This is a genomic window from Olsenella kribbiana, from assembly GCF_036408795.1.
In the GTDB taxonomy this organism is placed as follows: Bacteria; Actinomycetota; Coriobacteriia; order Coriobacteriales; family Atopobiaceae; genus Olsenella_L; species Olsenella_L kribbiana.
The window spans coordinates 43,585-65,573 of sequence record NZ_JAZGJP010000002.1 but is presented as its reverse complement, the minus strand read 5'-3'; the positions used below and the strand labels follow the sequence as shown (position 1 = coordinate 65,573).

Sequence of the window (21,989 nt, the reverse complement as noted above, 5' to 3'; positions counted from 1 at the left end):
CTGACAGTTCCTGCTGCCGTTTGGATAGAAGGTTGGAAGCATGGCATCAGATTCCATCGTCATTCGCGGTGCCCGGCAGCACAATCTGCAGAACGTCGATGTGACGATTCCCCGCGACAAGCTTGTCGTGATCACCGGCCTCTCGGGCTCCGGCAAGTCGTCTCTTGCCTTCGACACGATCTATGCAGAAGGCCAGAGGCGCTACGTCGAGAGCCTCTCGAGCTATGCCCGGCAGTTCCTGGGCCAGATGGACAAGCCCGATGTGGACTCGATCGAAGGCCTCTCGCCGGCTGTCTCCATCGACCAGAAGACGACGTCGAAGAATCCGCGCTCGACCGTCGGCACCGTCACAGAGATCTATGACTACCTGCGCCTGCTCTATGCCCGCGTCGGCGTGCCGCATTGCCCTGAGTGCGGACGTGTCATCGAGCGCCAGACGACGGACCAGGTCGCAGACAAGGTGCTCGCAGCCGGGCAGGGAAGGCGTGCGCTCGTGCTCGCGCCTGTCGTCCTTGGCCGCAAGGGAGAGTACCAGAAGCTCTTCCAGGACCTTGCGAAGGAAGGCTTCTCCCGCGTCCGCGTCGACGGCGAGGTGCATGAGCTCACCGAAGAGATCGTGCTCAACAAGAAGATCAAGCACACGATCGAGGTCGTTGTCGACCGCATCGTGATCCGCGAGAACTCCCTTGGCCGCATCGCCGAGGCCGTCGAGCAGGCGACGAAGCTCGCCTCCGGCAAGGTCGGCGTGCTCCTGCTTGCCGACAGGAAAGACCCCGAGCACATGCCGGAAGAGCTCCTGCAGTACTCGCTTGCGCTTGCCTGCCCCATCCATGGCCACTCGATCGACGACCTGCAGCCGCGCGACTTCTCGTTCAATGCACCCTATGGTGCCTGCCCTGACTGCGATGGCCTCGGCTTCAAGAAGACGGTCGATGCACGCTCGCTCATCGAGGATCCGCATCTCTCCGTTGCCCAGGGCGTCTTCGGAAGCCTCTTCAACCGCTCGAACTACTATCCGCAGATTCTGCGTGCAGTCTGCGACTATATCGGCGTCTCTGCCGATACGCCGTGGGACGAGCTGCCCCGCAAGGCCCAGAATGCGCTGCTCGATGGCTTGGGAGACAAGAAGATCCGTGTCGACTACCGCACGCTCGATGGGCGCGACACGAGCTGGCTCACGAAGTTCTCAGGCGTGAGGACGATCCTCTTCGAGAAGTACCAGGAGACGACGTCTGAGACCATGAGGACACACCTCGAGAAGTACATCCGCGAAGAGCCCTGCCCGACCTGCCACGGCGCACGCCTGAAGCCTGAGTATCTGGCAGTCACGGTGGGCGACCTCAACATCAAGCAGCTCTGCGACCTCTCCTGCAGGGAGGCGCTCGACTTCTTCGATCATCTCAAGCTCGATGAGCGCCATGAGGTGATCGGTGGGCCGATCGTGAAGGAGATCCGCGCACGCCTGCGCTTCCTCGTGAACGTCGGTCTCGACTACCTGACGCTCTCGCGTGCCTCGGCGACGCTTTCCGGTGGCGAGGCTCAGCGCATCCGCCTGGCCACCCAGATCGGCGCCGGCCTCATGGGCGTCCTCTATATCCTCGATGAGCCCTCGATCGGCCTCCATCAGCGCGACAACGACCGCCTGATTGCAACGCTCAAGAGCCTGCGCGACCAGGGCAATACCGTGATCGTCGTCGAGCACGATGAGGATACGATCCGTGCTGCCGACTATGTGATCGATATGGGTCCGGGTGCCGGCGAGCTCGGAGGCCACGTCGTGGCGGCAGGAACGCCGGAAGAGATCATGGCAGACGAGAAGTCGCTTACGGGCGCCTACCTCACCGGCAAGCGCATGATCCGCCTTCCGAAGGAGCGCAGGAATCCTGGACGCGGTGCCCTCAAGATCACGGGCTGCCGCGCGAACAATCTCAAGAACGTGAAGGTCAAGGTCGAATACGGTACCTTCACGGTCGTGACGGGCGTCTCGGGATCGGGCAAGTCATCGCTTGTGACCGATACGCTGGCACCAGCATTGACGAACATCATCCAGCACTCGAAGCGTCCTGTCGGCCCCTATCGTACGCTCGAGGGGCTCGAGGACGAGGATGGCAGGAAGTGCATCGACAAGGTCATTGATATCGACCAGAGCCCGATCGGGCGCACGCCGCGCTCGAACCCGGCCACCTATATCGGCCTCTGGGACGATCTCCGGCAGCTCTTTGCCTCGACGCCCGAGAGCCGTGCCCGCGGCTACAGCGCAGGACGCTTCAGCTTCAATGTGCCGGGAGGCCGCTGCGAGGCCTGCAAGGGCGATGGCCAGATCAAGATCGAGATGAACTTCCTGCCTGACATCTATGTACCCTGCGATGTCTGCCATGGCAAGCGCTACAACAGGGAGACCCTGGAGGTCAAGTACAACGGCAAGTCCATTGCCGATGTCCTCGACATGACGGTCACAGAGGCGCTCTCATTCTTCCAGAACATCCCGAAGATCCGCCGCAAGCTCGAGACGCTCTTCGATGTGGGCCTGGGCTATGTGCACCTGGGACAGCCGGCAACGACCTTGTCCGGCGGCGAGGCACAGCGCGTGAAGCTTGCCAAGGAGCTCCAGCGTGTCCAGACAGGCAGGACGTTCTATATCCTCGACGAGCCGACGACGGGTCTCCACTTCGAGGACGTGCGCCAGCTTGTTCAGGTATTGGAGCGTTTGGTGGATGCCGGCAACACGGTCCTTGTGATAGAGCACAATCTGGACGTCATAAAGATGGCGGACCGTCTCATCGATATGGGCCCTGAAGGCGGCGATGGGGGTGGCACGGTCGTTGCCTATGGCACGCCCGAAGAGGTCGCGAAGGTCAAAGAATCGTATACCGGACGCTATCTTGCGCCGATCCTTGCGCGCGACCGGGCACGCATGGAGAAGGAGGATGCAGCAGATGTCGAAGCGTGAGGGGCAGGTCAAGACGAATGCGATGCGCGAGCTCGACCAGGCACACATCCCCTATAGGGTGCAGGTCGTCGAGGGCGAAGAAGATATCTCGAGAGGACTCGGCGTCCGCATGGCAGAAGAGGTCGGGGCAGACCCCGAGAGCCAGTTCAAGACGCTTGTCTGCGTCTCGCCGACACGGGACCACGTCGTGTGCTGCATACCTGTGGCAGAAGAGCTCGACCTCAAGAAGGCAGCAGCGGCAGCAGGGGAGAAGTCGCTCGAGCTCATGCCGATAAAGCAGCTCGAGAGCGTCACGGGCTATGTGCGTGGCGGCTGCACCCCTGTCGGCATGAAGAAGAAGTTCCCGACCTTGATCGACGAGACGGCCGAACTCTTCGATGAGATCGGCATCTCGGGCGGGAAGCGTGGCGTCGGCCTCATCGTGGCACCGGAGCCCCTGGCCAAGTTCCTGGACGCACGCTTCGTCGATATCGTGCAGGAAGGGCGATGATGGAGAACAGAGAAATGGACATCGAGGAGCAGCAGACTGACGAGGAAGAGGCGCTTGCCGAGTCGGTAGGCCGCTCGTCTGCAATGATGAGCGTGCTCGTGATGATTTCGCGTGTCACGGGCTTCTTCCGCACCTGGGCGCAGGCATATGCCGTCGGCGTCACGATGCTCGCCTCGTGCTACACGATCGCGAACAACCTCCCGAATCTGCTCTATGAGCTTGTCATGGGCGGCATGCTCGTCACGGCATTCCTGCCTGTCTACATGAACGTGAAGCGCAAGCTCGGACGCGAAGGTGCCAATGCCTACGCCTCGAACCTCTTCTCGCTCATCCTCCTCATCATGGGCGGCCTCTCCATCCTCTGCATCATCTTCGCGGCGCCGGTCGTGTGGACGCAGACGTTCTCGGCGACCAAGGAGTTCGACTTCGACCTCTCGGTCTACTTCTTCCGCTTCTTCGCAATCGAGATCATGCTCTACTCGCTCTCGACCGTCGTCTCCGGCATCCTGAATGCCGAACGCGAGTACTTCTGGAGCACGGCAGCGCCGATCTTCAACAACTTCGTGACGATCGCCTCCTTCGTACTCTATGCCTGGCTCGTTCCCACGAACCAGGGGCTGGCGCTCCTGATCCTGGCGCTCGGCAACCCTCTGGGCGTTGCCGTGCAGCTCCTCGTGCAGCTGCCGAGCCTCCACAAGATGGGCGTGCGCATCCACTTCAAGATCGACCTCCACGATCCTGCCATCAAGGACACGCTCTCCATCGGCATCCCGTCGCTTCTCTGCACGATCGTGATGTTCGTCACATCCTCCGTGCAGACATCCTGCGAGATGCAGTCTTCGGTCTCCGGCTCCTCGGTCGCCTACTATGCCCGCATCTGGTATACGCTGCCGTATTCGATTCTCTGCGTGCCGATCACGACGGCCATGTTCACAGAGCTCTCAGATCTCTATGCGAAGCACGATATGACGGGATATAGGCGCGGCATCTCGTCCGGCACAAGCAAGATCTTGTTCCTCTTGATCCCGATGATGCTCTTCCTGATCGTGTTCTCGACGCCCCTGATTACCGTGATGGCAGGCAGGAGCTTCTCTGCTGATGAGATCGAGATGACGGCGAGCTTCCTCATCGCCCTTGCGTTCTCGCTTCCGCTCTACGGCGTCTATATCTATCTCCAGAAGATCTGCTCCTCGATGCGCCATATGATGCTCTTCGCTGTTGCCAACATCGTGGCCGGCGTCGTCGAGGTCATCTACCTCATGGTCGCGACGCCGAGATACGGCCTCAACTGCTCGGCCTGGGGCAACACAGTCTTCTATGTGATCGTCGATATCGTGGCCTTCATGGAGCTCCATCACCGGATCGGCGGTGTCGGCATCCGCCATATGGCAGTCTCTGCCGTGCGCTCGCTCGCACTCGGTGCCGCAGGCGCTGTCGCTGCCTTCCTCATCCTCCAGCTCCTCGGACACTTCTTCGGCCCCACGGACGGCTCGATGCTCAAGGGCATCCTCTATTCCGTCATCGGCGGCATCCCGGCCCTGATCGTGACCTACGGCGGAGCGGTCGCCCTGAAGATCCCTGAGGCTGATGCAATCGGCCGCCTCATGGACCGCTTCCTGCCGGCACGCCTGCGCAGGTAGAGAACAGCCAGATAGCATCGAAACGATTTCGAGGCCTCCGCTTGGCGGGGGCCTCGCTGCATCTGCCGAAACAATGGCACAGGCGAGATCTCGGCCTTTGCCTGCTTGGTACCATGCGGGACAGAACCCAAGAGCCCACGCTTGCCGGAGAAGATGTGCCATGCTCCTTGATCTCTTTTCAGAGGACTCTCTGCCCTCATCTGGATTCCCGTCATCGTCTTCATGGTCCTTGTCTTCTACCTGCTGATTCTCGCAATCCAGGCGCTGAAGAAGTATCTGGGGAAATAGGCCGGGCTCCAGGATGGGCAGGCACGCTCCATTGCCGCTACGTTACAGAGCGGCGTCCTCGCTGCGGCAAGCACTTTAGTGTGCTAAAGTGCCACCAGCAGACAAGATGGATGCAGAAGCATCCTGGACATGAAGGAGCGACATCGTGCTGAGCGGTACACCCCAAGGATTCCGCGACATCCTGCCGAAGGAGGCATTGGCGCGCGAGCGAATCTGCGACGCAGTCAGGAGCTGCTTCGCGAGCCATGGCTATCTTCCGGTCGAGACGCCGCTTCTCGAAGACCGCCATACCCTCGAGGAGGCAGGACGCATCAAGAACCTGCCGTTCCAGCTCTTCGACGCGGAGGACGACGAGCTCCTCGTGCTCAGGCCCGATCTCACGCTGCCGATCGCGCGCATGGCAGCAGCAAGGTTCGCGGCAGGGCAGCTGCCGGCACGCCTCAGGTATGTGGCGCCTGTCGTGCGCGAGCGTGCAAGCCTCAAGGGCCAGCCGCGCCAGTTCACGCAGCTCGGCGTCGAGCTCATCGGCGGAGACGACGTGAAGGCAGAATCCGAGGTCGTCTCCCTTCTGGGCGAGGTGCTCCAGGCCCTCCATGTGCCGGCCTGGAAGATTGTCTGCGGCTCTGTCTCGCCCCTGAAGGCGCTGCTCCAGACCTGCGCACCGGATGAGGCATTCGCGAAGCAGGCGCTTGCCCTCGTCCATGAGAGCGATCTTGTGAGCCTGGATGAGCTTGTCGCAGCCTCTTCGCTTGCGTCCGAGGCGGCACGTGCGCTCCACGAGCTGCCAAGGCTCAATGGCGGAGCTGAGACGATCGATGCGCTCGACGAGCTCCTGGATGGTGCCGGTGTCCCCCAGGAGGGAAGAGGCACCTCTGAGCTCAGGGCCCTCGTGGCATCGCTTTCCGACCTTGCCCAGGCAGGGGAGCTTGCCTTCGACTTCTCGATCATCAACTCATTCGACTACTACACGGGCATCATCTTCAAGGCCTATTCGGAAGGCATCGCCGCATCCCTTGCTTCCGGCGGCCGCTACGATGCAGTCCTCAAGAACCTCGGCATGCCCGATACCTGCGCCTGCGGCTTCGCCCTCTCGCTCGAGCGTCTCCAGGAGGTCCTGGGCGAGATGGGAGATACCGGCGTCGTGACGCCGGGCGTGCGCCTGGCAGAGCGTCCGATCCGCATTGCCGTGCCGAAGGGATCGCTCTTCGGCGATACCGTGAAGCTGCTCGAGAAGGCTGGGCTTCCGGTCGAGGGGCTCAAGGACCCGGGACGCCGCCTCATCGTGCATGAGGACGGGGTCGACTATGTGATCGTCCGTGCCCAGGATGCCCCGTATTTCGTGGGCTATGGTGGTGCCGATTGCGGCATCTGCGGTAACGACTCGATCCTCGAGGCCCAGGTCGAGCTCCTGCAGCTTGTGGACCTGCGCTACGGTGCCTGCCGCTTCGTCGTCGCAGAGCCGAGAAGCGCTGCCGGCAAGACCGACCGTGCCTATGCCTGGCGCGGTTACGAGCGCGTTGCAACGAAGTACCCCCACATCACGCAGGCGTACTATGACCGTATCGGCCGGCAGGTCGAGATTCTGCCGCTCCACGGCAACATCGAGCTTGGCCCGATTGTCGGCATGGCAGACCGCATCGTCGATATCACGGCGACGGGCACGACGCTCAGGGAGAACGACCTCGAGATTGTCGACGACGTACTCGAGTGCAGTGCCCGCTTCTTCGCAGGCCCTGCTGCCTATCGCTCCGATGCCCGCATACGTTCCCTGGCTGACCGCCTCGCGGCTGCAGCCAGCAAGGAGGAATAATGAGGAAGATCGTGCTGTCCGAGGGAGAGACCCTCACCAATGCTGACCTGAAGAGGACAGGTGCCCTGCCGAAGGAGGTCATGGAGTCTGCCCAGGCAATCGTCGACGAGGTGCGCGAGCGCGGCGATGCGGCTGTCCGTGACTTCTGTCTCAAGTTCGATGGTGCCTGCCCCAAGAGCTTCCGCGTGCCCGACGAGGCCGTCAAAGGCGCGCTCGAGAAAGTCGATCCGCGCTTCGTCGAGGCCGTGAAGCGCTCCTATGCGCAGGTGCGCGAGTTCCACGAGCACGAGCGCGAGGATTCCTGGTTCGAGACGAGGCCTGATGGCACGATCCTGGGCGTCAAGGTCACGCCGGTGCCCTCTGTTGCCGTCTACGTTCCGGGAGGACGCGCCCAGTATCCCTCTACCGTCATCATGGACACGGTCCCGGCAAAGGTTGCAGGCGTCGAGCGTGTCATCATGCTGACGCCGCCCCAGAAGGATGGCACGCTCTCTGCCTATACGCTCGCCGCTGCCGCCATCGCAGGGGTCGACGAGGTCTACGCTGTCGGCGGTGCCCAGGGCATCGCTGCTGCTGCCTATGGCACGGAGTCCATCCCGAAGGTCGCGAAGATTGTCGGTCCGGGCAATGCCTATGTGGCCGCTGCGAAGCGCTATGTCTCGGGCGATGTCGGCATCGATATGGTGGCTGGCCCCTCCGAGGTCTGCGTGCTCGCTGGCTCGACGGCAGATCCTGTGATCGTCGCTGCCGACCTCATGGCACAGGCAGAGCACGACCCGATGGCTGCGTGCTACCTCGTGACAGATGCGCCGGAGCTTCCGGACAGGGTGCTTGCTGCAATCGATGGCTTTCTCAAGGAGAGTCCGCGTGCCGAGATCACGAAGGCAAGCCTCGACAACCGTGGCCAGATCGTGATTGCGCCTTCGCTCGACGCTGCCATCGACTCCGTCAATGTGATCGCCCCTGAGCACCTCGAGCTCCATGTGCCGGAGGCCTTCTCGATCCTCGGCAAGATCAAGAACGCTGGCGCCATCTTCTGTGGTCCCTGGAGCTCCGAGCCTCTGGGAGACTACGTCGCAGGCCCGAACCACACGCTGCCGACCGGTGGCACGGCGCTCTTCTCGAATCCTCTTGGGGTCTACGACTTCCAGAAGCGCTCTTCCGTCATCTCCTATACGCCCCAGGGCCTCATGGCAGATGCCCCGGCAACCCAGGCCATGGCAGAAGCGGAAGGCCTCTGGGCACATGCCCTTTCGGCAGGACTGAGGAGGAAGCTCGTCGAGGAAGGCCAGGACCACATCGCTGACGCCGATGCTGCCTTTGCCGGGGCGCAGGAGATTGCCTGGCCGACGAAGCTTTCCACCCCTGGCCGCGTGCCTCTGGGGGAGTAGCCATGGGGAAAGGACTCTCTCCCCGTGTGCGTGCGCTCGCCCGTCCGAGTGTCGCCGATCTCGAGCCGTACGATCCCGGCTTCACGCCGGTACGCATCAACCTCTCTGCCAATGAGAACACGCATGGGATGCCTGAAGAGGTCAGGCGCTCCGTGCAGGCGGCGCTGGCGCATGTCGTCGTGAACCGCTATCCGGCACCCTTGGCTCCTGAGCTCAGGGAGGCCCTTGCCGAGTGGCATGAGGTGACGCCCGAGCAGGTGCTTGTCTCGAATGGCGGCGACGAGGCGCTCTTCAACCTGTTCCTCGCCTTCGGAGGCGCCGGGCACACCATGGTGACATGCCCGCCGACGTTTTCTGTCTACAAGCTCTACGCCGAGATGGTCGAGACGCCGGTCGTCGAGGTGCCGCGCGATCCGGTGACGCTCCTGCCTGATGTGGACGGGCTCGTCGAGGCTGCAAAGACTGCCTCGCTTGTGGTCCTGACCTCGCCGAACAACCCGACAGGAGACTGCATGGCTCCCGCTGATGTGAAGCGCATCTGCGAAGCCTGCCCGGGCATCGTCCTCGCCGATGAGGCATACGGCGAGTTCGCGCCCGCCGGCATGAGCGCTGCCCCCTTGCTCGACGAGTGCGACAACCTGATCGTGCTCCACACCTTCTCGAAGGCGCTCTGCCTTGCAGGCGGCAGGATCGGCTATCTCCTGGGCGCCCCTGACGTGCTCGATGCCCTGGTCGCCGTGCGCCAGCCCTACTCCGTGAACTCGTTCAGCCAGGCAGCGGCGCTTGCATGCCTTCATGAGCTTGGTGCCTTCGATGCGGCCATCGACGATATCGTGAAAGAACGTGGATGGCTCACAGAGGCGCTCTCGGAGCTTCCGGGCGTGCATGTGTGGCCGAGCTCTGCGAACTTCCTCTGCGTGCGGGTGCCCAAGGCAGCTGAGAAGTGGGCAGCGCTTCGGGACGAGTTCTCGATCCTCGTGAGGAACTTCTCGGCGATGCCGGGCCTCGAGGACTGTCTCAGGATTACGGTGGGCACGCATACGGAGAACGAAGCAGTTGTCGCAGCGCTCGAGGCGCTGCTCTCAAGGGAGGCCTAGATGGGACGCACTGCCGAAGCGGCACGCAAGACCGGCGAGACCGATATCCAGATCAAGATCGATCTCGATGGGACAGGAGCATCCACGATCGATACAGGCGTGGGCTTCTTCGACCATATGCTGACGGCGCTCTCCCGCCACTCCCTGATCGATATGGATATCGCGGTCAAGGGCGATACGTGGGTGGATGACCACCACACGGTCGAGGATACGGGCATCGCCTTGGGACAGGCAATCGCCCAGGCGCTCGGCGACAAGTGCGGCATCCGCCGCTTTGCGGACTGCGCTGTGCCGCTTGACGAGGCGCTCATCCAGTGCGCCCTCGATATCTCTGGCAGAGGAGAGCTCTTCTGGGATGTGCCGATCGGCCCTGGCAAGGTGGGGACCTTCGATACGGAGCTTGCCCAGGAGTTCTTCTGCGGCTTTGCCCGTCAGGCAGGGATCACGCTGCACCTTCGTGAGCTCTGCGGCTCGAATGCCCATCACATCATCGAGGCCACATTCAAGTCCTGCGCGAGGGCACTCAGGTCTGCCGTCGAGTCCGACCCGCGTGTGACCGGCATCCCTTCGACCAAAGGCACGCTCTAGAGGAGGCATGCTATGCCCAGACGCATTGCCGTCGTCGACTATCACAAAGGAAACCTGCTCTCCGTCGTCCGCTCTGCCACCGAGGCAGGCGGCGACGCCGAGATAACGGACGAACCGAAGAAGATTGCCTCCGCCTCTGGCCTCATCATCCCCGGTGTCGGCTCCTTCGAGGACGCGATGATCTACCTCGAGGAGAGCGGCGAGAAGGATGCCGTGCTGGATGCGGTCGAGCGTGGCGTGCCGCTTCTGGGCATCTGCCTGGGGCTTCAGCTCCTCTCAGAGCGCGGTGACGAGCGCGTGGCAGAGCCTGCGGATAGCGGACGCTGGGTTTCCGGCCTTGCTCTCATCAAGGGCTCTGCGACCCGTCTCGAGTCGAGCCGCCTCAAGGTGCCGCATGTCGGCTGGGACCAGCTGCATCTCACAGAGCACGGTGCTGCCTGCCCGCTTTTCGAAGGTGTGCCTGAAGGTGCCAATGTCTACTTCACGCACTCCTATGCGCTCGACGAGGATACCGATCCTTCTGTCATCGCAGGCAAGACGTTCTATGCGCGTGCCTTTGCCTCTGCGATCTGGAAGGGCAACATCTTCGGTGTCCAGTTCCACCCGGAGAAGTCTTCGAGGGTAGGTCTCCGCATGCTCGAGAACTACATCAGAATCGTCGAAGAAGGGGGAGTCCGGTGATCCTCTTTCCTGCGATAGATCTGGTCGGTGGCAAGGTCGTGCGGCTCCAGAAGGGCGACCGTGCCCATATGGACGTCTACAGCGAGAACCCTGCCGGCGTCGCCGAGGAGTTCAGGGAGGCAGGGACCTCCTGGATCCACGTCGTCGACCTCTCCCGTGCCTTTGGCGAGGACGAGGAGGCGCTTTCTGCCAACAGGCGTGCCCTTGCTGCCATCTGCAAGACGCCCGGCATCTCGGTCGATGCGGGAGGCGGCATCCGGTCCGTCCAGGACATCGAGGAGCTTCTTGCGCTCGGCGTCAGGCGTGTCGCGATCGGCACGGCGCTTGTGCGCGATCCGGCCTTCGCCGAGGCAGCTGCCAAGGAGTATGGAGACGCGGTCGTGGCCGATATAGCGGCAAAGGACGGCGAGGTCAAGGTCTCGGGCTGGCGGGATGATGCGAAGCTCTCTGCTGACGAGCTCGCGCGCCATCTCTCTGGTCTCGGATTCCGTCATCTCGTCTTTACCGATATCGCCCGTGACGGCATGCAGACCGGCATCGATGCGGCCGCCTATGCGCATATCGCCGAGGTCGCAGGATTTCCGGTCGTGGCTTCGGGCGGCATCGCCCGCATCGACGATATCAGGGCGCTGGCTGCGCTCGGGCCGGACAAAATCGAGGGAGCCATCTGCGGCAGGGCCCTCTACGAAGGCGCATTCACGCTGGAAGAGGCTCTTGCAGCTTCCCGAGGTGAGGAGTAGCCATGCTGTGCAAACGAGTCATTCCCTGCATGGATGTGAAGGACGGCCGTGTCGTAAAGGGCGTGAACTTCGTCGACCTCGTCGACGCAGGAGATCCGGTCGAGCTGGCAAGAAAGTATGACCGCGAGGGTGCAGACGAGGTCGTCTTCCTCGATATCACGGCGACGTCCGACAACAGGAAGACGACAATCGACCTGGCTTCGCGTGCAGCCTCAGAGCTCCGCATACCCTATACGGTCGGCGGCGGTTTCCGCGACATCGCAGGCTGCCGCACGATGATCGCCGCAGGTGCCGACAAGGTCTCGATCAATTCCGCTGCCGTGCGCGAGCCCGGCCTCATCACGGCTGCGGCAGAGGCATTCGGCTCTCAGGCCGTCATCGTCGCAATCGACGCAAAGCAGGTCGGCAAGGGCGACAGGTGGGAGGTCTACCTGAACGGCGGACGCGTGCCGACAGGCATCGACGCCGTCGCCTGGGCAGAAGAGGCGGCGAGGCGTGGTGCCGGCGAGATCCTGCTTACGAGCATGGACCGCGATGGCACGAAGGATGGCTTCGATATCCCGCTCACGCGCGCGGTGGCACGGGCTGTCCCCATTCCGGTCATCGCTTCGGGCGGTGTCGGCACGCTCGAGCACTTTGCCGAGGGCATCATCGACGGCGAGGCGGATGCCGTGCTCGCCGCGAGCGTCTTCCACTTCGGCACCTATACCGTGCGCCAGGTGAAGGAGTATCTCGCGACCCAGGGCATCCCGGTGCGTCTGGACTTCTAGGAGGACACGATGGCAGAAGGCTATGCCGCAAGAAGCTATGCAGGAGAGCCTGTTCAGGAGACAAAGCTCGATCTCGATGCGCTGAAATACGACTCCCATGGGCTCATCCCCGTCGTCGTGCAGCAGTGGGACACGGGCGAGGTCCTCATGGTTGCCTGGGCGAACAGGGAGGCGCTCCTGAAGACGTTCGAGACTGGCACCTCCTGGTTCTGGTCCCGCTCGCGCACAGAGCTCTGGAACAAGGGCGCCACGAGCGGCAACATGCAGGAGGTCAAGCGCGTGCTCTGCGACTGCGATGCCGACACGCTCATCTACGAGGTGGATTCCCCGGGCCCTGCCTGCCATACCGGCCACAGAAGCTGCTTCTTCCGCGAGCTCAGGAGCGATATCGCGTAAGGACCTTCACGTGCTTATCTGATGCAGGGCAGCTATCTTCTGCTTTCCGCTGCTAGAATGGTGTGCTCAGGAAGAAAGCAGATACAGGGAGGCCCCCTACACGATGGATATCCGCGAGATCTCGCTCGGCAGCCTCGAAGAGGAAGTCAAGAGCCAGAACGTCCTGCTCCCAATCGAGCAGTCCGCTATCTGGGCGAAGTATCAGGCAACGATTTCCGGACGCACGCCCTGGGGCGCGCTTGCGGCGAGTGTGGACGGATCCGACGTAGCGGTGTGCTCGTTCCTCGATTTCCAGACGCATGGCTATCACTACCTCAATGCCGTTCATGGGCCCATCTGGTTCCATGAGCCGACAGAGGATGAGGAAGAGGAGCTTGCTGAGGCCCTTGCCGACTATCTCCACAAGCATGACCGCAGGCAGGTCTTCATCCGCATGGCCCTCGTGCACGACATCGCAGAATCGCATCCTGCCCTTTCGACCGTGCCGTATGACCATACCGTGATCATCGATGTCACGGGCGGAGATGACGCGATCCTCTCCCGCATGAAGCCGCGTGGCCGTCGCGATGTGAGGAAGGCTCTGCGCGAGAGCCCGGCGGTCTGCGCCGATGAGACCGAGGCAGCGACCAAGTCCTTCCAGGACTACTACGATGTGATGGTCGAGACCGGCAAGCGCGATGGCTTTGTGCCGGCACCGATCTCCGACTACGAGGACATGATCCGTCTCCTCGGGCCCGAGCACTGCCGCGTCTATGCGGGCAGGGTCTCAGGCAAGGTCGCTACCTGGTCCATCGTCACGATTTCCGGCAAGCGTGCCGTGCGCTACTACGGAGCATCCTTGAATGAGTACATGCGCCAGCATGTGACGGACAAGCTTGTCTACTTCGAGTGCTGCGACCTCGCGAAGAACAAGGGCATCGAGTCGTATGACATGATGGGCATCGGCTCCGATTTCGCGCCGTCGCTTCTTGGCCTCAACGAGTTCAAGTGCAAGTTCACGAAGGAGACGGCAGAGGTCGCCCCCTCCCGCGATATCCCGGTCCGCCGTGGCTTCTATGCGCTGCTCGTGAAGGCACGCGACGTCGTTGTCGCCCGCCGCAAGCGTGCCGAGGACGAGGCGGAGCGCAAGCACAGGGCAGAGCTCGAGAAGGCTCACGCCGAAAAGGCGAAGCATGAGTCGGAGAAGCTCGCTGAGGCGGATGCCGAGAACGCTGAGAAGAAGTCGGAAGAGTCCGGGAAATAGCCATGGCGCGCGCACCTCTGCCCTGGGACATCTCTCGCAATGGGGAGCCGTCTCTGAGAGACCAGGTGGACCAGGTCCCCACCGATCCTGGCTGCTATCTCTGGAAGAATGCCCAGGGCACGGTCATCTATGTCGGCAAGGCAAAGAACCTCCGCAACCGCATGCGGCAGTACATCAACCTGACGGATGACCGCGCAAAGATTCCGCTCATGATGCAGGAGGTGCGCTCGTTCGACTACATCGTCGTCGAGAACGAGCACGAGGCGCTCGTGCTCGAGCGCAACCTCATCGCCCAGTACCACCCCTACTACAACGTCGACTTCAAGGACGACAAGTCCTACCCCTATATCGCCATCACGGAATCGGATGCGTTTCCGGCCATCAAATACACGCGCGAGCGCCACCGCAAGGGGACACGCTACTTCGGCCCCTATACGGATGCCCATGCGGCACGGGAAACGGTCGATACGCTGCGCAAGGTCGTGCCGATCTGCTCTGCGAACTGCGTCGAGTGGAAGCGCGCGAAGCGCATCCTTGAAGCGCATCCTGACGATATAGACGTCGCGAACCTGCTTCTGGCCCGCGAAGGCAGGCCCTGCTTCGACTACCACGTCGGCAAGGGTCCGGGCGTCTGCATCGGCGCCGTTGACACGGTGGACTACGCGAAGAACGTGGACCAGGTGGAAAGGTTCCTGCAGGGCAAGAGGAGCGGCATCACCGACGAGCTCAAGAGCCAGATGAAGGAAGCCGCGGCAGACCTCGACTTCGAGCGGGCAGGCAGGCTCAAGCACCGGCTCGAGTCGCTCTCAGCACTCAATGTACGCCAGCAGGTCATGTTCGCCTCCGATGTGAACCTCGACCTCGTCGGGTTCTACCGCGAGGAGACGATCTCATGCGCCTGCGTCTTCGTCGTGCGCGAAGGCAGGACGATCCGTTCCGTCGAATTCATCCTCGACAAGGGCCTCGATGTCTCCGAGACCGAGCTTGCCGAGTCCTTCATCAAGCGCTACTACGACGAGACTGCAGATATCCCCTCCGAGGTCGATGTCGCGATAGAGCTGCCTGACGGGGAGAACATCTCGCAGTGGCTCACGGAGAAGCGGGGGCACATCTGCCGCCTTCATCGGCCGCAGAGAGGCGAGAAGAGCAATCTCCTCAAGATGGCAGAGCAGAATGCCCATCATGCGCTCAACCGCTACATGGTAAGGACCGGATACGCGGATGACCGCACAAACCAGGCACTGCTCGAGCTCGAAAGCGCGCTTGCGCTCGAGGCGCCGCCCATGCGCATCGAGTGCTTCGATATTTCGACGATCCATGGCCACTTCACGGTAGCCTCGATGGTCGTCTTCACGAACGGACGCCCCGACAAGTCGCAGTACCGCCGCTTCAAGATCCAGACGCCGCTCACCGAGGCAAATGACTTCGTGTCCATGAGCGAGGTGCTTGCGCGCCGCTATGGGCCAAAGACGATGGCAGACAAGAAGTTCGGATCTCGCCCGGACCTGCTCGTGCTCGACGGTGGCAAGCCCCAGCTCACGGCTGCCATAGAACAGCTCAAGATTTTGGGCCTCGATATCCCGTGCTGCGGCCTTGCCAAGTCCGACGAGGAAGTCTTCGTCCCCTGGGACGAGACGCCGATCGTCCTTCCTTCAGGCTCGCCTTCGCTCTACCTCATCAAGCGCGTCCGCGACGAGTCGCACCGCTTCGCAATCACGTTCCACAGGGAGCTCCGCGACAAGGCTATGACAAAATCCGTGCTCGATGATATCGAAGGGGTGGGGCCGACGAGGAAGCGTGCCCTCATGCGTCGCTTTGGGTCGCTCAAGAAGATCAAGGCCGCCTCCGTCGAGGAGCTTGCCGAGACGCCGGGCATCCCGAAGGCGGTCGCAGAGGCGGTATACGAGACGCTCCGGGCCTTCGACGAGGACAATGCAGCCAGAAAGCAGGAGCTCGCCGAGGATGAAGGGCAAAAGCCTGAAAAACTCAAGTAACAATTCATCAATTGTCTGTAACGGAAAAGCTTTTATATCAGCGATTTAGATAAACGGCAGCTCAGCGATGCAGGAAGGCTGGGCTGCTGTTCTCCTGTTTGTGGAAAGAACGTGCAAACCGTCTGATTGGAGCATTGCACCACTGGGATTATGCAGTTTTCCATTGGGCGATGGTTACTACCAATTTCCTAATTGGTAACGGTTCCAGCTTCTGCAAGAGTGCAATATAGGTGCCATCAGGGCCGGCCTCAGACGCTTGACGGGAAGCGTCTGGAGCGGCAGTTCCAAGCACCATGCACTGCGAAAGGGGAGAACCATGAACAATCTCACACGTAGGAACTTCATCGGATTGACGGGTGCCTCTGCAGCCGTTCTGGGCCTTGCTGCATGCGGAGGCTCGGGCTCGAGCAGCTCCAGCTCGTCTTCTTCCAGCTCCCAGGCTGGCACCGAGGGTGGCGGCACGATCACGGCCGGCACCGCCTACAGCACGCAGAACTACGATCCGTCGAGCACGTCCTCCGCTCTTGCCTGCGGCACGAACTGGCAGGTCGTCGAAGGCCTCTATGGCATCGATTTCCATGACTACAGCACGTTCAACGAGCTTGCTGCCGACGACCCCAAGAAGGTCGACGACACGACGTTCGAGGTCACCCTGCGCGACGGAGCAAAGTTCTCCGACGGCAACGCCGTGACGCCTGAGGACGTCATCGAGTCCTTCCAGCGCTCGTCCGGCAAGGCGGCCGACTGGAGCGGCAACATCTATACCTCGATGCTTGCCCCCATCGCCGACATCCAGAAGAAGGATGACAAGACACTCACAATCAAGACGAACGTCCCGAACTTCTCGCTCATCAAGGAGCGCCTCGCCATCATCCGCGTCGTGCCGGCAAGCTCGACGAAGGACGAAATGACAAAGAAGCCGATCGGCTCGGGTCCCTGGATGTATGACACGATCTCCGATAGCTCGCTCGAGCTCGTCCCGAACCCGAACTACAACGGCGACCATCCTGCCAAGGACGAGAAGATCCACTACGACGTCCTGAAGGATGCGACGGCACGCCTGACGGCAGAGCAGGAAGGCTCCACCCTCGTCATGGAGATGGTCACGGCCGACGCGGTCGATACGCTCACGAACCTCGGCTGCAACATCGACAAGGTCCAGGGCTTTGGCACCAGGTTCATGATGTTCGATGTCGCGAAGGCGCCGTGGAACGACAAGCGTGTCCGTCAGGCTGTCATGTATGCGCTTGACTACGACAAGATGATCAACAATGCCTTCGCGGGCCTTGCCGCAGCACCGACGTGCTACCTGCCCGAGAACTTCACGAACTACCACAAGGCCTCGACGGTCTTCACGCACGATCCGGACAAGGCCAAGAGCCTGCTCGCCGAAGCTGGCATCACGCCGGGTGCCGTGCAGCTCCGCACGACGGACAACGAGCAGGTCGTGGCAATGGCAACGCAGGTCAAGGAAGACCTCGACGCCCTCGGCTTCAATGTCACGATCGCGACCGATACGTCTGCGGCCACCTATGCCGCCATCGACACCGGCGACAACTCCTATGACCTCCTGCTCGCCCCGGGCGATCCGTCCTGCTTCGGCGCCGATCCTGACCTCCTCATGAACTGGTGGTACGGCGACAACACCTGGATGAAGACGCGCTGCCCGTGGAACACCTCCGACGAGTGGAAGCAGCTCCAGTCGCTCATGAGCACCGCTCTCACACAGAGCGGCTCCGAGCAGCAGGAGACCTGGAACAAGTGCTTCGACCTCATTGCCGACAACTGCGTCCTCTATCCGGTGCTCCAGGTCCAGACCTGCACCGGCTCCTGGCAGGACACCTCGAAGGCACCCAACGGCGTTGCCATCAAGAACTTCAAGGGCATCGGCACGACCGGCCTGTCGTTCATCGACGCTGTCACCGTCTCTGCCTAGTCCGCCTGGGCTTGTCCAGCGAATTTCGGAGGCCTCGATAGATGCCTCCGCCGGGAGGCCCGGAGGACCCCAGTTCTCCGGGCCCCACTTCATGTACGCAGCAAGAGAAAGGGGAGCGCGTGAACAACCTTCTGCGCCTTATCGGCCGGCGGCTCATCGCATTGCCGATCATGGCCTTCGGCGTCACGATACTCGTATTCTTCCTGATGTCGTTCTCGAAGGTCGACCCTGCCTACAATGCATTGGGCGAGTCTGCCACGCCTGAAGCCGTAGCCCAGTACCATGAGGAGCACGGCCTCGACGATCCATGGCCAGTCCGCTATGTCCGCTATATGGGAGATCTCCTGCATGGAGACCTCGGTACCTATGGTGCTGCAAACTACTCCGTCGGCGAGCGCATCTCCCAGGCCCTGCCGGTCACGATGCAGCTCACGTTCATCGGCCTCATCATCGGCGCTATTGTGTCGTTTCTGCTGGGTGTCCTTGCGGCACTCTATAGGGACAAGTGGCCTGACCAGCTGATCCGCGTCATTTCGATTGCAGGCATCGCGACGCCGTCCTTCTGGCTCGCCGTGCTTCTCATCCTTCTCTTCTCGTCGTATCTGCATGTCCTTCCGGCATCGGGCCAGCTGCCGGCGTTCTCGGCAAATCCGGGCGGCTACCTTGCCCGCATGCTGATGCCGGCCATCGCCCTTGCCTTCCCGCTCACCGGCCAGATGACGCGTATCGTGCGTACCGCCATGGTCGAGGAGCTTGACAAGGACTATGTCAAGACGGCTCGCGGTGCCGGTCTGCCTGAGCGTGTCGTCGTCGGACGCAATGTCCTGCGCAATGCCCTCATCACGCCGGTCACGACCCTCGGCCTCAAGATCGGCTACCTCATGGGCGGCGCTGTCGTCATCGAGGTCATCTTCAACCTGCCGGGCATGGGCACGGCCATCCTCGAAGGAATCCAGGGCAATGAGACGATGCTCGTCCAAGGTGTCGTCATTGTCGTCGCCCTCTCCTTCATCATCATCAACATCGTGGTCGACATGCTCTACCTCCTCATCAACCCGCGCATAAGGACGGTGTAGCATGCAGAAGATTCGCGAAGAGCAGACAAAGAAGCTCGAAGAGGCTGCGGCCCAGAACAAGAAGTTCGGCGGCTGGAAGAAGATGCGCACCTCTTCGAAGATCTCGCTCGTACTCCTCATCCTCGTGGCGGCAGCTTCGATCCTGGCGCCCATCCTTGCCCCGCACAACCCGACCGAAATCTTCAATGCCCGCATGGCACCAGGAGATGGGTTCCTCTTCGGTACCGACGACAAGGGCAGAGACATCCTCTCCCGCATGCTCTACGGTGGCCGCTACTCGCTGATCATCGGCTTCGGTGCCACCGGCATGGCACTTGTGTGCGGCTCCATCATCGGCGCGCTTGCTGCTGTGTCGCGCAAGGCGGTATCTGAAGTCATCATGCGCATCCTCGACATCATCATGTCGATTCCGGGCATCGCGCTTGCCGCTGTCTTCGTGACGATCCTCGGCAACTCCGTGCCGGCTATCATCTTCTCGATCGGCTTCATGTATACGCCGCAGATTGCCCGCATCGTGCGTGCGAACGTCGTCTCCGAGTACGGCGAGGACTATGTCCGTGCTGTCATTGTCTCCGGTGCCCGTGCGCCCTGGATCCTCTGGCGCCACGTGCTCAGGAACTGCATCGCTCCGATCATGGTCTTCACGGTCACGCTCGTCGCTGACGCAATCATCTTCGAGGCATCGCTCACCTTCATCGGAGCCGGCATCACCGAGCCGACGCCGACCTGGGGCAACATCCTCTCCAATGCCCGCCAGGGCGTCCTTGCAGGACGCTGGTGGCAGGCAGTATTCCCGGGCCTTGCCATCATGATCACCTGCCTTGCCTTGAACATCCTCTCCGAGGGCCTGACTGACGCTATGGCAGCAGCGCCTGGCGCTCCGATCGATGCAGACAACGCAGAGTCCAGGCGCAAGGACGACATCCTCGCCTCCGATCCTGTGCGTGCCTACAAGGAGCAGGAGCCGGCACTCCGTCGCCGTCTTGCAGCGCTCAAGGAAGTCGAGCTCAAGCGTACCGACCGCCACGTTCCCGACTTCTCGGTCGAGCCGCTCCTCCAGGTCAAGAACCTCTCGATCAGCTTCGAGTCGCATGGCTCTGTGCACGTCGTGGACAATGTGTCCTTCGATGTGCGCCCCGGCCAGTGCATGGCGCTCGTGGGCGAGTCTGGCTGCGGCAAGTCGATCACGACGAAGGTCATCATGGGCCTCACGGACCCGAAGGAGACCATCACGGGCGAGGTGCTCTACAAGGGCCAGGACCTCTTGAAGCTCTCGCGCGAAGAGCACCGCCAGCTCCTCGGCACCGAGCTTGCCATGGTCTACCAGGACGCCCTTTCGTCCTTGAACCCCTCCATGCTCATCTCGACGCAGATGAAGCAGCTCACGGAGCGCGGCGGCACGAGGTCTGCAGAAGAGCTTCTCGAGCTCGTCGGCCTCGACCCGAAGCGCACGCTCGAGTCCTATCCGCATGAGCTCTCCGGCGGCCAGCGTCAGCGCGTCCTCATCGCTATGGCTCTGACGCGCGACCCGTCCCTTGTCATCTGCGACGAGCCGACCACGGCTCTCGACGTCACGGTCCAGAAGCAGGTCATCAAGCTCCTGAACGATCTTCAGGCCAAACTCGGCTTCGCAATGATCTTCGTGAGCCACGACCTGGCACTCGTGGCAGAAGTTGCCTCCGAGATCACGGTCATGTATGCAGGCCAGGTCGTCGAGCAGGCGCCGACGCGCGAGCTCCTGACGAACCCGATCCACGAGTACACCCGTGGCCTTCTGGGATCGGTCCTCTCGATCGAGGAAGGCGCCAAGGACGGCACGAGGCTCCACCAGGTGCCGGGCTCGGTCCCGTCTCCAGAGGACTTCCCGAAGGGCGACCGCTTCGCTCCGCGCTCGAGCCACCCGACGCTCGGCCTCGATGTCCATCCCGTCATCAAGCAGCTGCCTGATGCCTCGAAGCACCACAAGTTCTCCGAGCTTCCCGACAGCTATCTCGAGGAGAACGGGCTCACCCCGTACCTCGCAACCCTCGCAGGCGCCAAGGAGGCGAAGTAGCGATGGCAGAAGATACCAAGACCGTGTCCCAGGACAAGGACACGCCGATCATCTTCCTCGATGACATATCGGTCACGTTCAAGACCCGTACCGGCACGCTGCTCCATCCGAATCTCGTGCACGCCGTGCAGAACGTGAGCATCAAGCTCATGCCCGGCGAGACCATCGGCATCGTCGGCGAGTCGGGCTGCGGCAAGTCGACGACTGCCAATGTCATGTGCGGCCTCCAGGCACCTACGCAGGGACATGTCTACTTCAAGGGACGCGATGTCACGAAGAGGACGCCCGAGCTCAGGAAGGAGATCGGACGCGTCGTCTCCGTCGTCTTCCAGGATCCGGCCACGGCTCTGAATCCGCGCATGATCGTGCATGACCAGCTGCTCGACCCGCTGCTCGTGCATCATGTCGGCACGGAAGCAGAGCAGGAGAAGCGCATCAGCGAGCTCATCGGGCTTGTCGGCCTTCCCAAGAGCGCCCTGCGCGCCCTTCCGGGCCAGCTCTCCGGCGGCCAGCGCCAGCGTGTCGCAATCGCCCGTGCCATGTCCCTGAACCCGTCTGCCATCATTGCAGACGAGCCGACAAGCGCCCTCGATGTCTCCGTGCGTGCCCAGATCCTGAACCTGCTCACCGACCTCAAGCACGATCTGGGGCTGTCGATGATGTTCATCAGCCACGATATCCAGACCGTGCGCTACATCTCTGACCGCATCATTGTCATGAACCACGGACAGATCATGGAGGAAGGTCCAGCTAAGCAGGTCTTCGAGCACCCGCAGGATCCCTATACGAAGACGCTCCTCGGTGCTGCGCCGTCGCTTCTCCATCCGAAGCTCGGGCAATAGATGC

General features: G+C 62.0%; 17 protein-coding genes. All 17 read left to right on the top strand.

What is annotated here, in order from left to right:
* Positions 1-40: 40 nt before the first annotated feature.
* The 17 genes from uvrA to VXJ24_RS01795 all read left to right on the top strand — a co-directional run bounded on the left by uvrA (position 41) and on the right by VXJ24_RS01795 (position 21,985).
* Positions 41-2,950 (top strand): excinuclease ABC subunit UvrA, encoded by a 2,910-nt coding sequence (gene uvrA, locus VXJ24_RS01875; RefSeq protein WP_330971219.1) that lies wholly within the window; start codon positions 41-43, stop codon positions 2,948-2,950.
* The gene (ybaK, locus tag VXJ24_RS01870; RefSeq protein ID WP_330971218.1) at positions 2,937-3,440 is read left to right on the top strand and encodes a Cys-tRNA(Pro) deacylase; all 504 of its coding nucleotides are present in this window, start codon (positions 2,937-2,939) and stop codon (positions 3,438-3,440) included. The genes uvrA and ybaK overlap by 14 nt, the downstream gene beginning before the upstream one ends.
* Complete coding sequence (gene murJ / locus VXJ24_RS01865) at positions 3,440-5,080, top strand: murein biosynthesis integral membrane protein MurJ (RefSeq protein ID WP_330971217.1); 1,641 nt, start codon at positions 3,440-3,442, stop codon at positions 5,078-5,080. The genes ybaK and murJ overlap by 1 nt, the downstream gene beginning before the upstream one ends.
* Positions 5,081-5,513: 433 nt before the next feature.
* The gene (gene hisG, locus VXJ24_RS01860) at positions 5,514-7,178 is read left to right on the top strand and encodes an ATP phosphoribosyltransferase (RefSeq protein WP_330971216.1); all 1,665 of its coding nucleotides are present in this window, start codon (positions 5,514-5,516) and stop codon (positions 7,176-7,178) included.
* Positions 7,178-8,569: a histidinol dehydrogenase gene (gene hisD / locus VXJ24_RS01855; RefSeq protein ID WP_330971215.1), complete on the top strand. Its 1,392-nt coding sequence runs from the start codon at positions 7,178-7,180 to the stop codon at positions 8,567-8,569. The genes hisG and hisD overlap by 1 nt, the downstream gene beginning before the upstream one ends.
* Positions 8,570-8,571: 2 nt before the next feature.
* On the top strand, positions 8,572-9,666 hold the full coding sequence (gene hisC, locus VXJ24_RS01850; RefSeq protein WP_330971214.1) for a histidinol-phosphate transaminase: 1,095 nt from the start codon (positions 8,572-8,574) through the stop codon (positions 9,664-9,666).
* Complete coding sequence (hisB, locus tag VXJ24_RS01845; RefSeq protein ID WP_330971213.1) at positions 9,667-10,254, top strand: imidazoleglycerol-phosphate dehydratase HisB; 588 nt, start codon at positions 9,667-9,669, stop codon at positions 10,252-10,254. It begins immediately after the preceding gene.
* Between the two features lie 12 nt (positions 10,255-10,266).
* Entirely contained in the window at positions 10,267-10,935 is a 669-nt protein-coding gene (hisH, locus tag VXJ24_RS01840) for an imidazole glycerol phosphate synthase subunit HisH (protein WP_330971212.1), read from the top strand.
* On the top strand, positions 10,932-11,675 hold the full coding sequence (locus tag VXJ24_RS01835) for a 1-(5-phosphoribosyl)-5-[(5-phosphoribosylamino)methylideneamino]imidazole-4-carboxamide isomerase (RefSeq protein ID WP_330971211.1): 744 nt from the start codon (positions 10,932-10,934) through the stop codon (positions 11,673-11,675). The genes hisH and VXJ24_RS01835 overlap by 4 nt, the downstream gene beginning before the upstream one ends.
* Before the next feature lie 2 nt (positions 11,676-11,677).
* The gene (gene hisF, locus VXJ24_RS01830) at positions 11,678-12,445 is read left to right on the top strand and encodes an imidazole glycerol phosphate synthase subunit HisF (RefSeq protein ID WP_330971210.1); all 768 of its coding nucleotides are present in this window, start codon (positions 11,678-11,680) and stop codon (positions 12,443-12,445) included.
* A gap of 9 nt (positions 12,446-12,454) precedes the next feature.
* Positions 12,455-12,841 carry a phosphoribosyl-AMP cyclohydrolase gene (gene hisI, locus VXJ24_RS01825; RefSeq protein ID WP_330971209.1) on the top strand — a complete coding sequence of 129 codons (387 nt, stop codon included), beginning with the start codon at positions 12,455-12,457 and terminating at the stop codon, positions 12,839-12,841.
* 103 nt (positions 12,842-12,944) lie between these two features.
* Complete coding sequence (locus tag VXJ24_RS01820; protein WP_330971208.1) at positions 12,945-14,084, top strand: peptidoglycan bridge formation glycyltransferase FemA/FemB family protein; 1,140 nt, start codon at positions 12,945-12,947, stop codon at positions 14,082-14,084.
* A gap of 2 nt (positions 14,085-14,086) precedes the next feature.
* On the top strand, positions 14,087-16,078 hold the full coding sequence (uvrC, locus tag VXJ24_RS01815) for an excinuclease ABC subunit UvrC (RefSeq protein WP_330971207.1): 1,992 nt from the start codon (positions 14,087-14,089) through the stop codon (positions 16,076-16,078).
* 316 nt (positions 16,079-16,394) lie between these two features.
* Positions 16,395-18,014: an ABC transporter substrate-binding protein gene (locus VXJ24_RS01810; protein WP_330971206.1), complete on the top strand. Its 1,620-nt coding sequence runs from the start codon at positions 16,395-16,397 to the stop codon at positions 18,012-18,014.
* A gap of 119 nt (positions 18,015-18,133) precedes the next feature.
* Positions 18,134-19,090 (top strand): ABC transporter permease, encoded by a 957-nt coding sequence (locus VXJ24_RS01805; protein ID WP_330971205.1) that lies wholly within the window; start codon positions 18,134-18,136, stop codon positions 19,088-19,090.
* Between the two features lies 1 nt (position 19,091).
* Positions 19,092-21,143 carry a dipeptide/oligopeptide/nickel ABC transporter permease/ATP-binding protein gene (locus tag VXJ24_RS01800; protein WP_330971204.1) on the top strand — a complete coding sequence of 684 codons (2,052 nt, stop codon included), beginning with the start codon at positions 19,092-19,094 and terminating at the stop codon, positions 21,141-21,143.
* 2 nt (positions 21,144-21,145) lie between these two features.
* Complete coding sequence (locus tag VXJ24_RS01795; RefSeq protein WP_330971203.1) at positions 21,146-21,985, top strand: ABC transporter ATP-binding protein; 840 nt, start codon at positions 21,146-21,148, stop codon at positions 21,983-21,985.
* Positions 21,986-21,989: the final 4 nt, after the last annotated feature.

What these genes read in the sequence shown, in the direction of transcription:
- VXJ24_RS01820 (WP_330971208.1), top strand. Translation starts at nt 12,945, where the DNA reads ATGGATATCCGCGAGATCTCGCTCGGCAGCCTCGAAGAGGAAGTCAAG.
- VXJ24_RS01800 (WP_330971204.1), top strand. Translation starts at nt 19,092, where the DNA reads ATGCAGAAGATTCGCGAAGAGCAGACAAAGAAGCTCGAAGAGGCTGCG.
- hisD (WP_330971215.1), top strand. Translation starts at nt 7,178, where the DNA reads ATGAGGAAGATCGTGCTGTCCGAGGGAGAGACCCTCACCAATGCTGAC.
- hisB (WP_330971213.1), top strand. Translation starts at nt 9,667, where the DNA reads ATGGGACGCACTGCCGAAGCGGCACGCAAGACCGGCGAGACCGATATC.
- uvrA (WP_330971219.1), top strand. Translation starts at nt 41, where the DNA reads ATGGCATCAGATTCCATCGTCATTCGCGGTGCCCGGCAGCACAATCTG.
- uvrC (WP_330971207.1), top strand. Translation starts at nt 14,087, where the DNA reads ATGGCGCGCGCACCTCTGCCCTGGGACATCTCTCGCAATGGGGAGCCG.
- hisI (WP_330971209.1), top strand. Translation starts at nt 12,455, where the DNA reads ATGGCAGAAGGCTATGCCGCAAGAAGCTATGCAGGAGAGCCTGTTCAG.
- murJ (WP_330971217.1), top strand. Translation starts at nt 3,440, where the DNA reads ATGGAGAACAGAGAAATGGACATCGAGGAGCAGCAGACTGACGAGGAA.
- VXJ24_RS01810 (WP_330971206.1), top strand. Translation starts at nt 16,395, where the DNA reads ATGAACAATCTCACACGTAGGAACTTCATCGGATTGACGGGTGCCTCT.
- VXJ24_RS01795 (WP_330971203.1), top strand. Translation starts at nt 21,146, where the DNA reads ATGGCAGAAGATACCAAGACCGTGTCCCAGGACAAGGACACGCCGATC.
- ybaK (WP_330971218.1), top strand. Translation starts at nt 2,937, where the DNA reads ATGTCGAAGCGTGAGGGGCAGGTCAAGACGAATGCGATGCGCGAGCTC.
- hisH (WP_330971212.1), top strand. Translation starts at nt 10,267, where the DNA reads ATGCCCAGACGCATTGCCGTCGTCGACTATCACAAAGGAAACCTGCTC.
- hisC (WP_330971214.1), top strand. Translation starts at nt 8,572, where the DNA reads ATGGGGAAAGGACTCTCTCCCCGTGTGCGTGCGCTCGCCCGTCCGAGT.
- hisF (WP_330971210.1), top strand. Translation starts at nt 11,678, where the DNA reads ATGCTGTGCAAACGAGTCATTCCCTGCATGGATGTGAAGGACGGCCGT.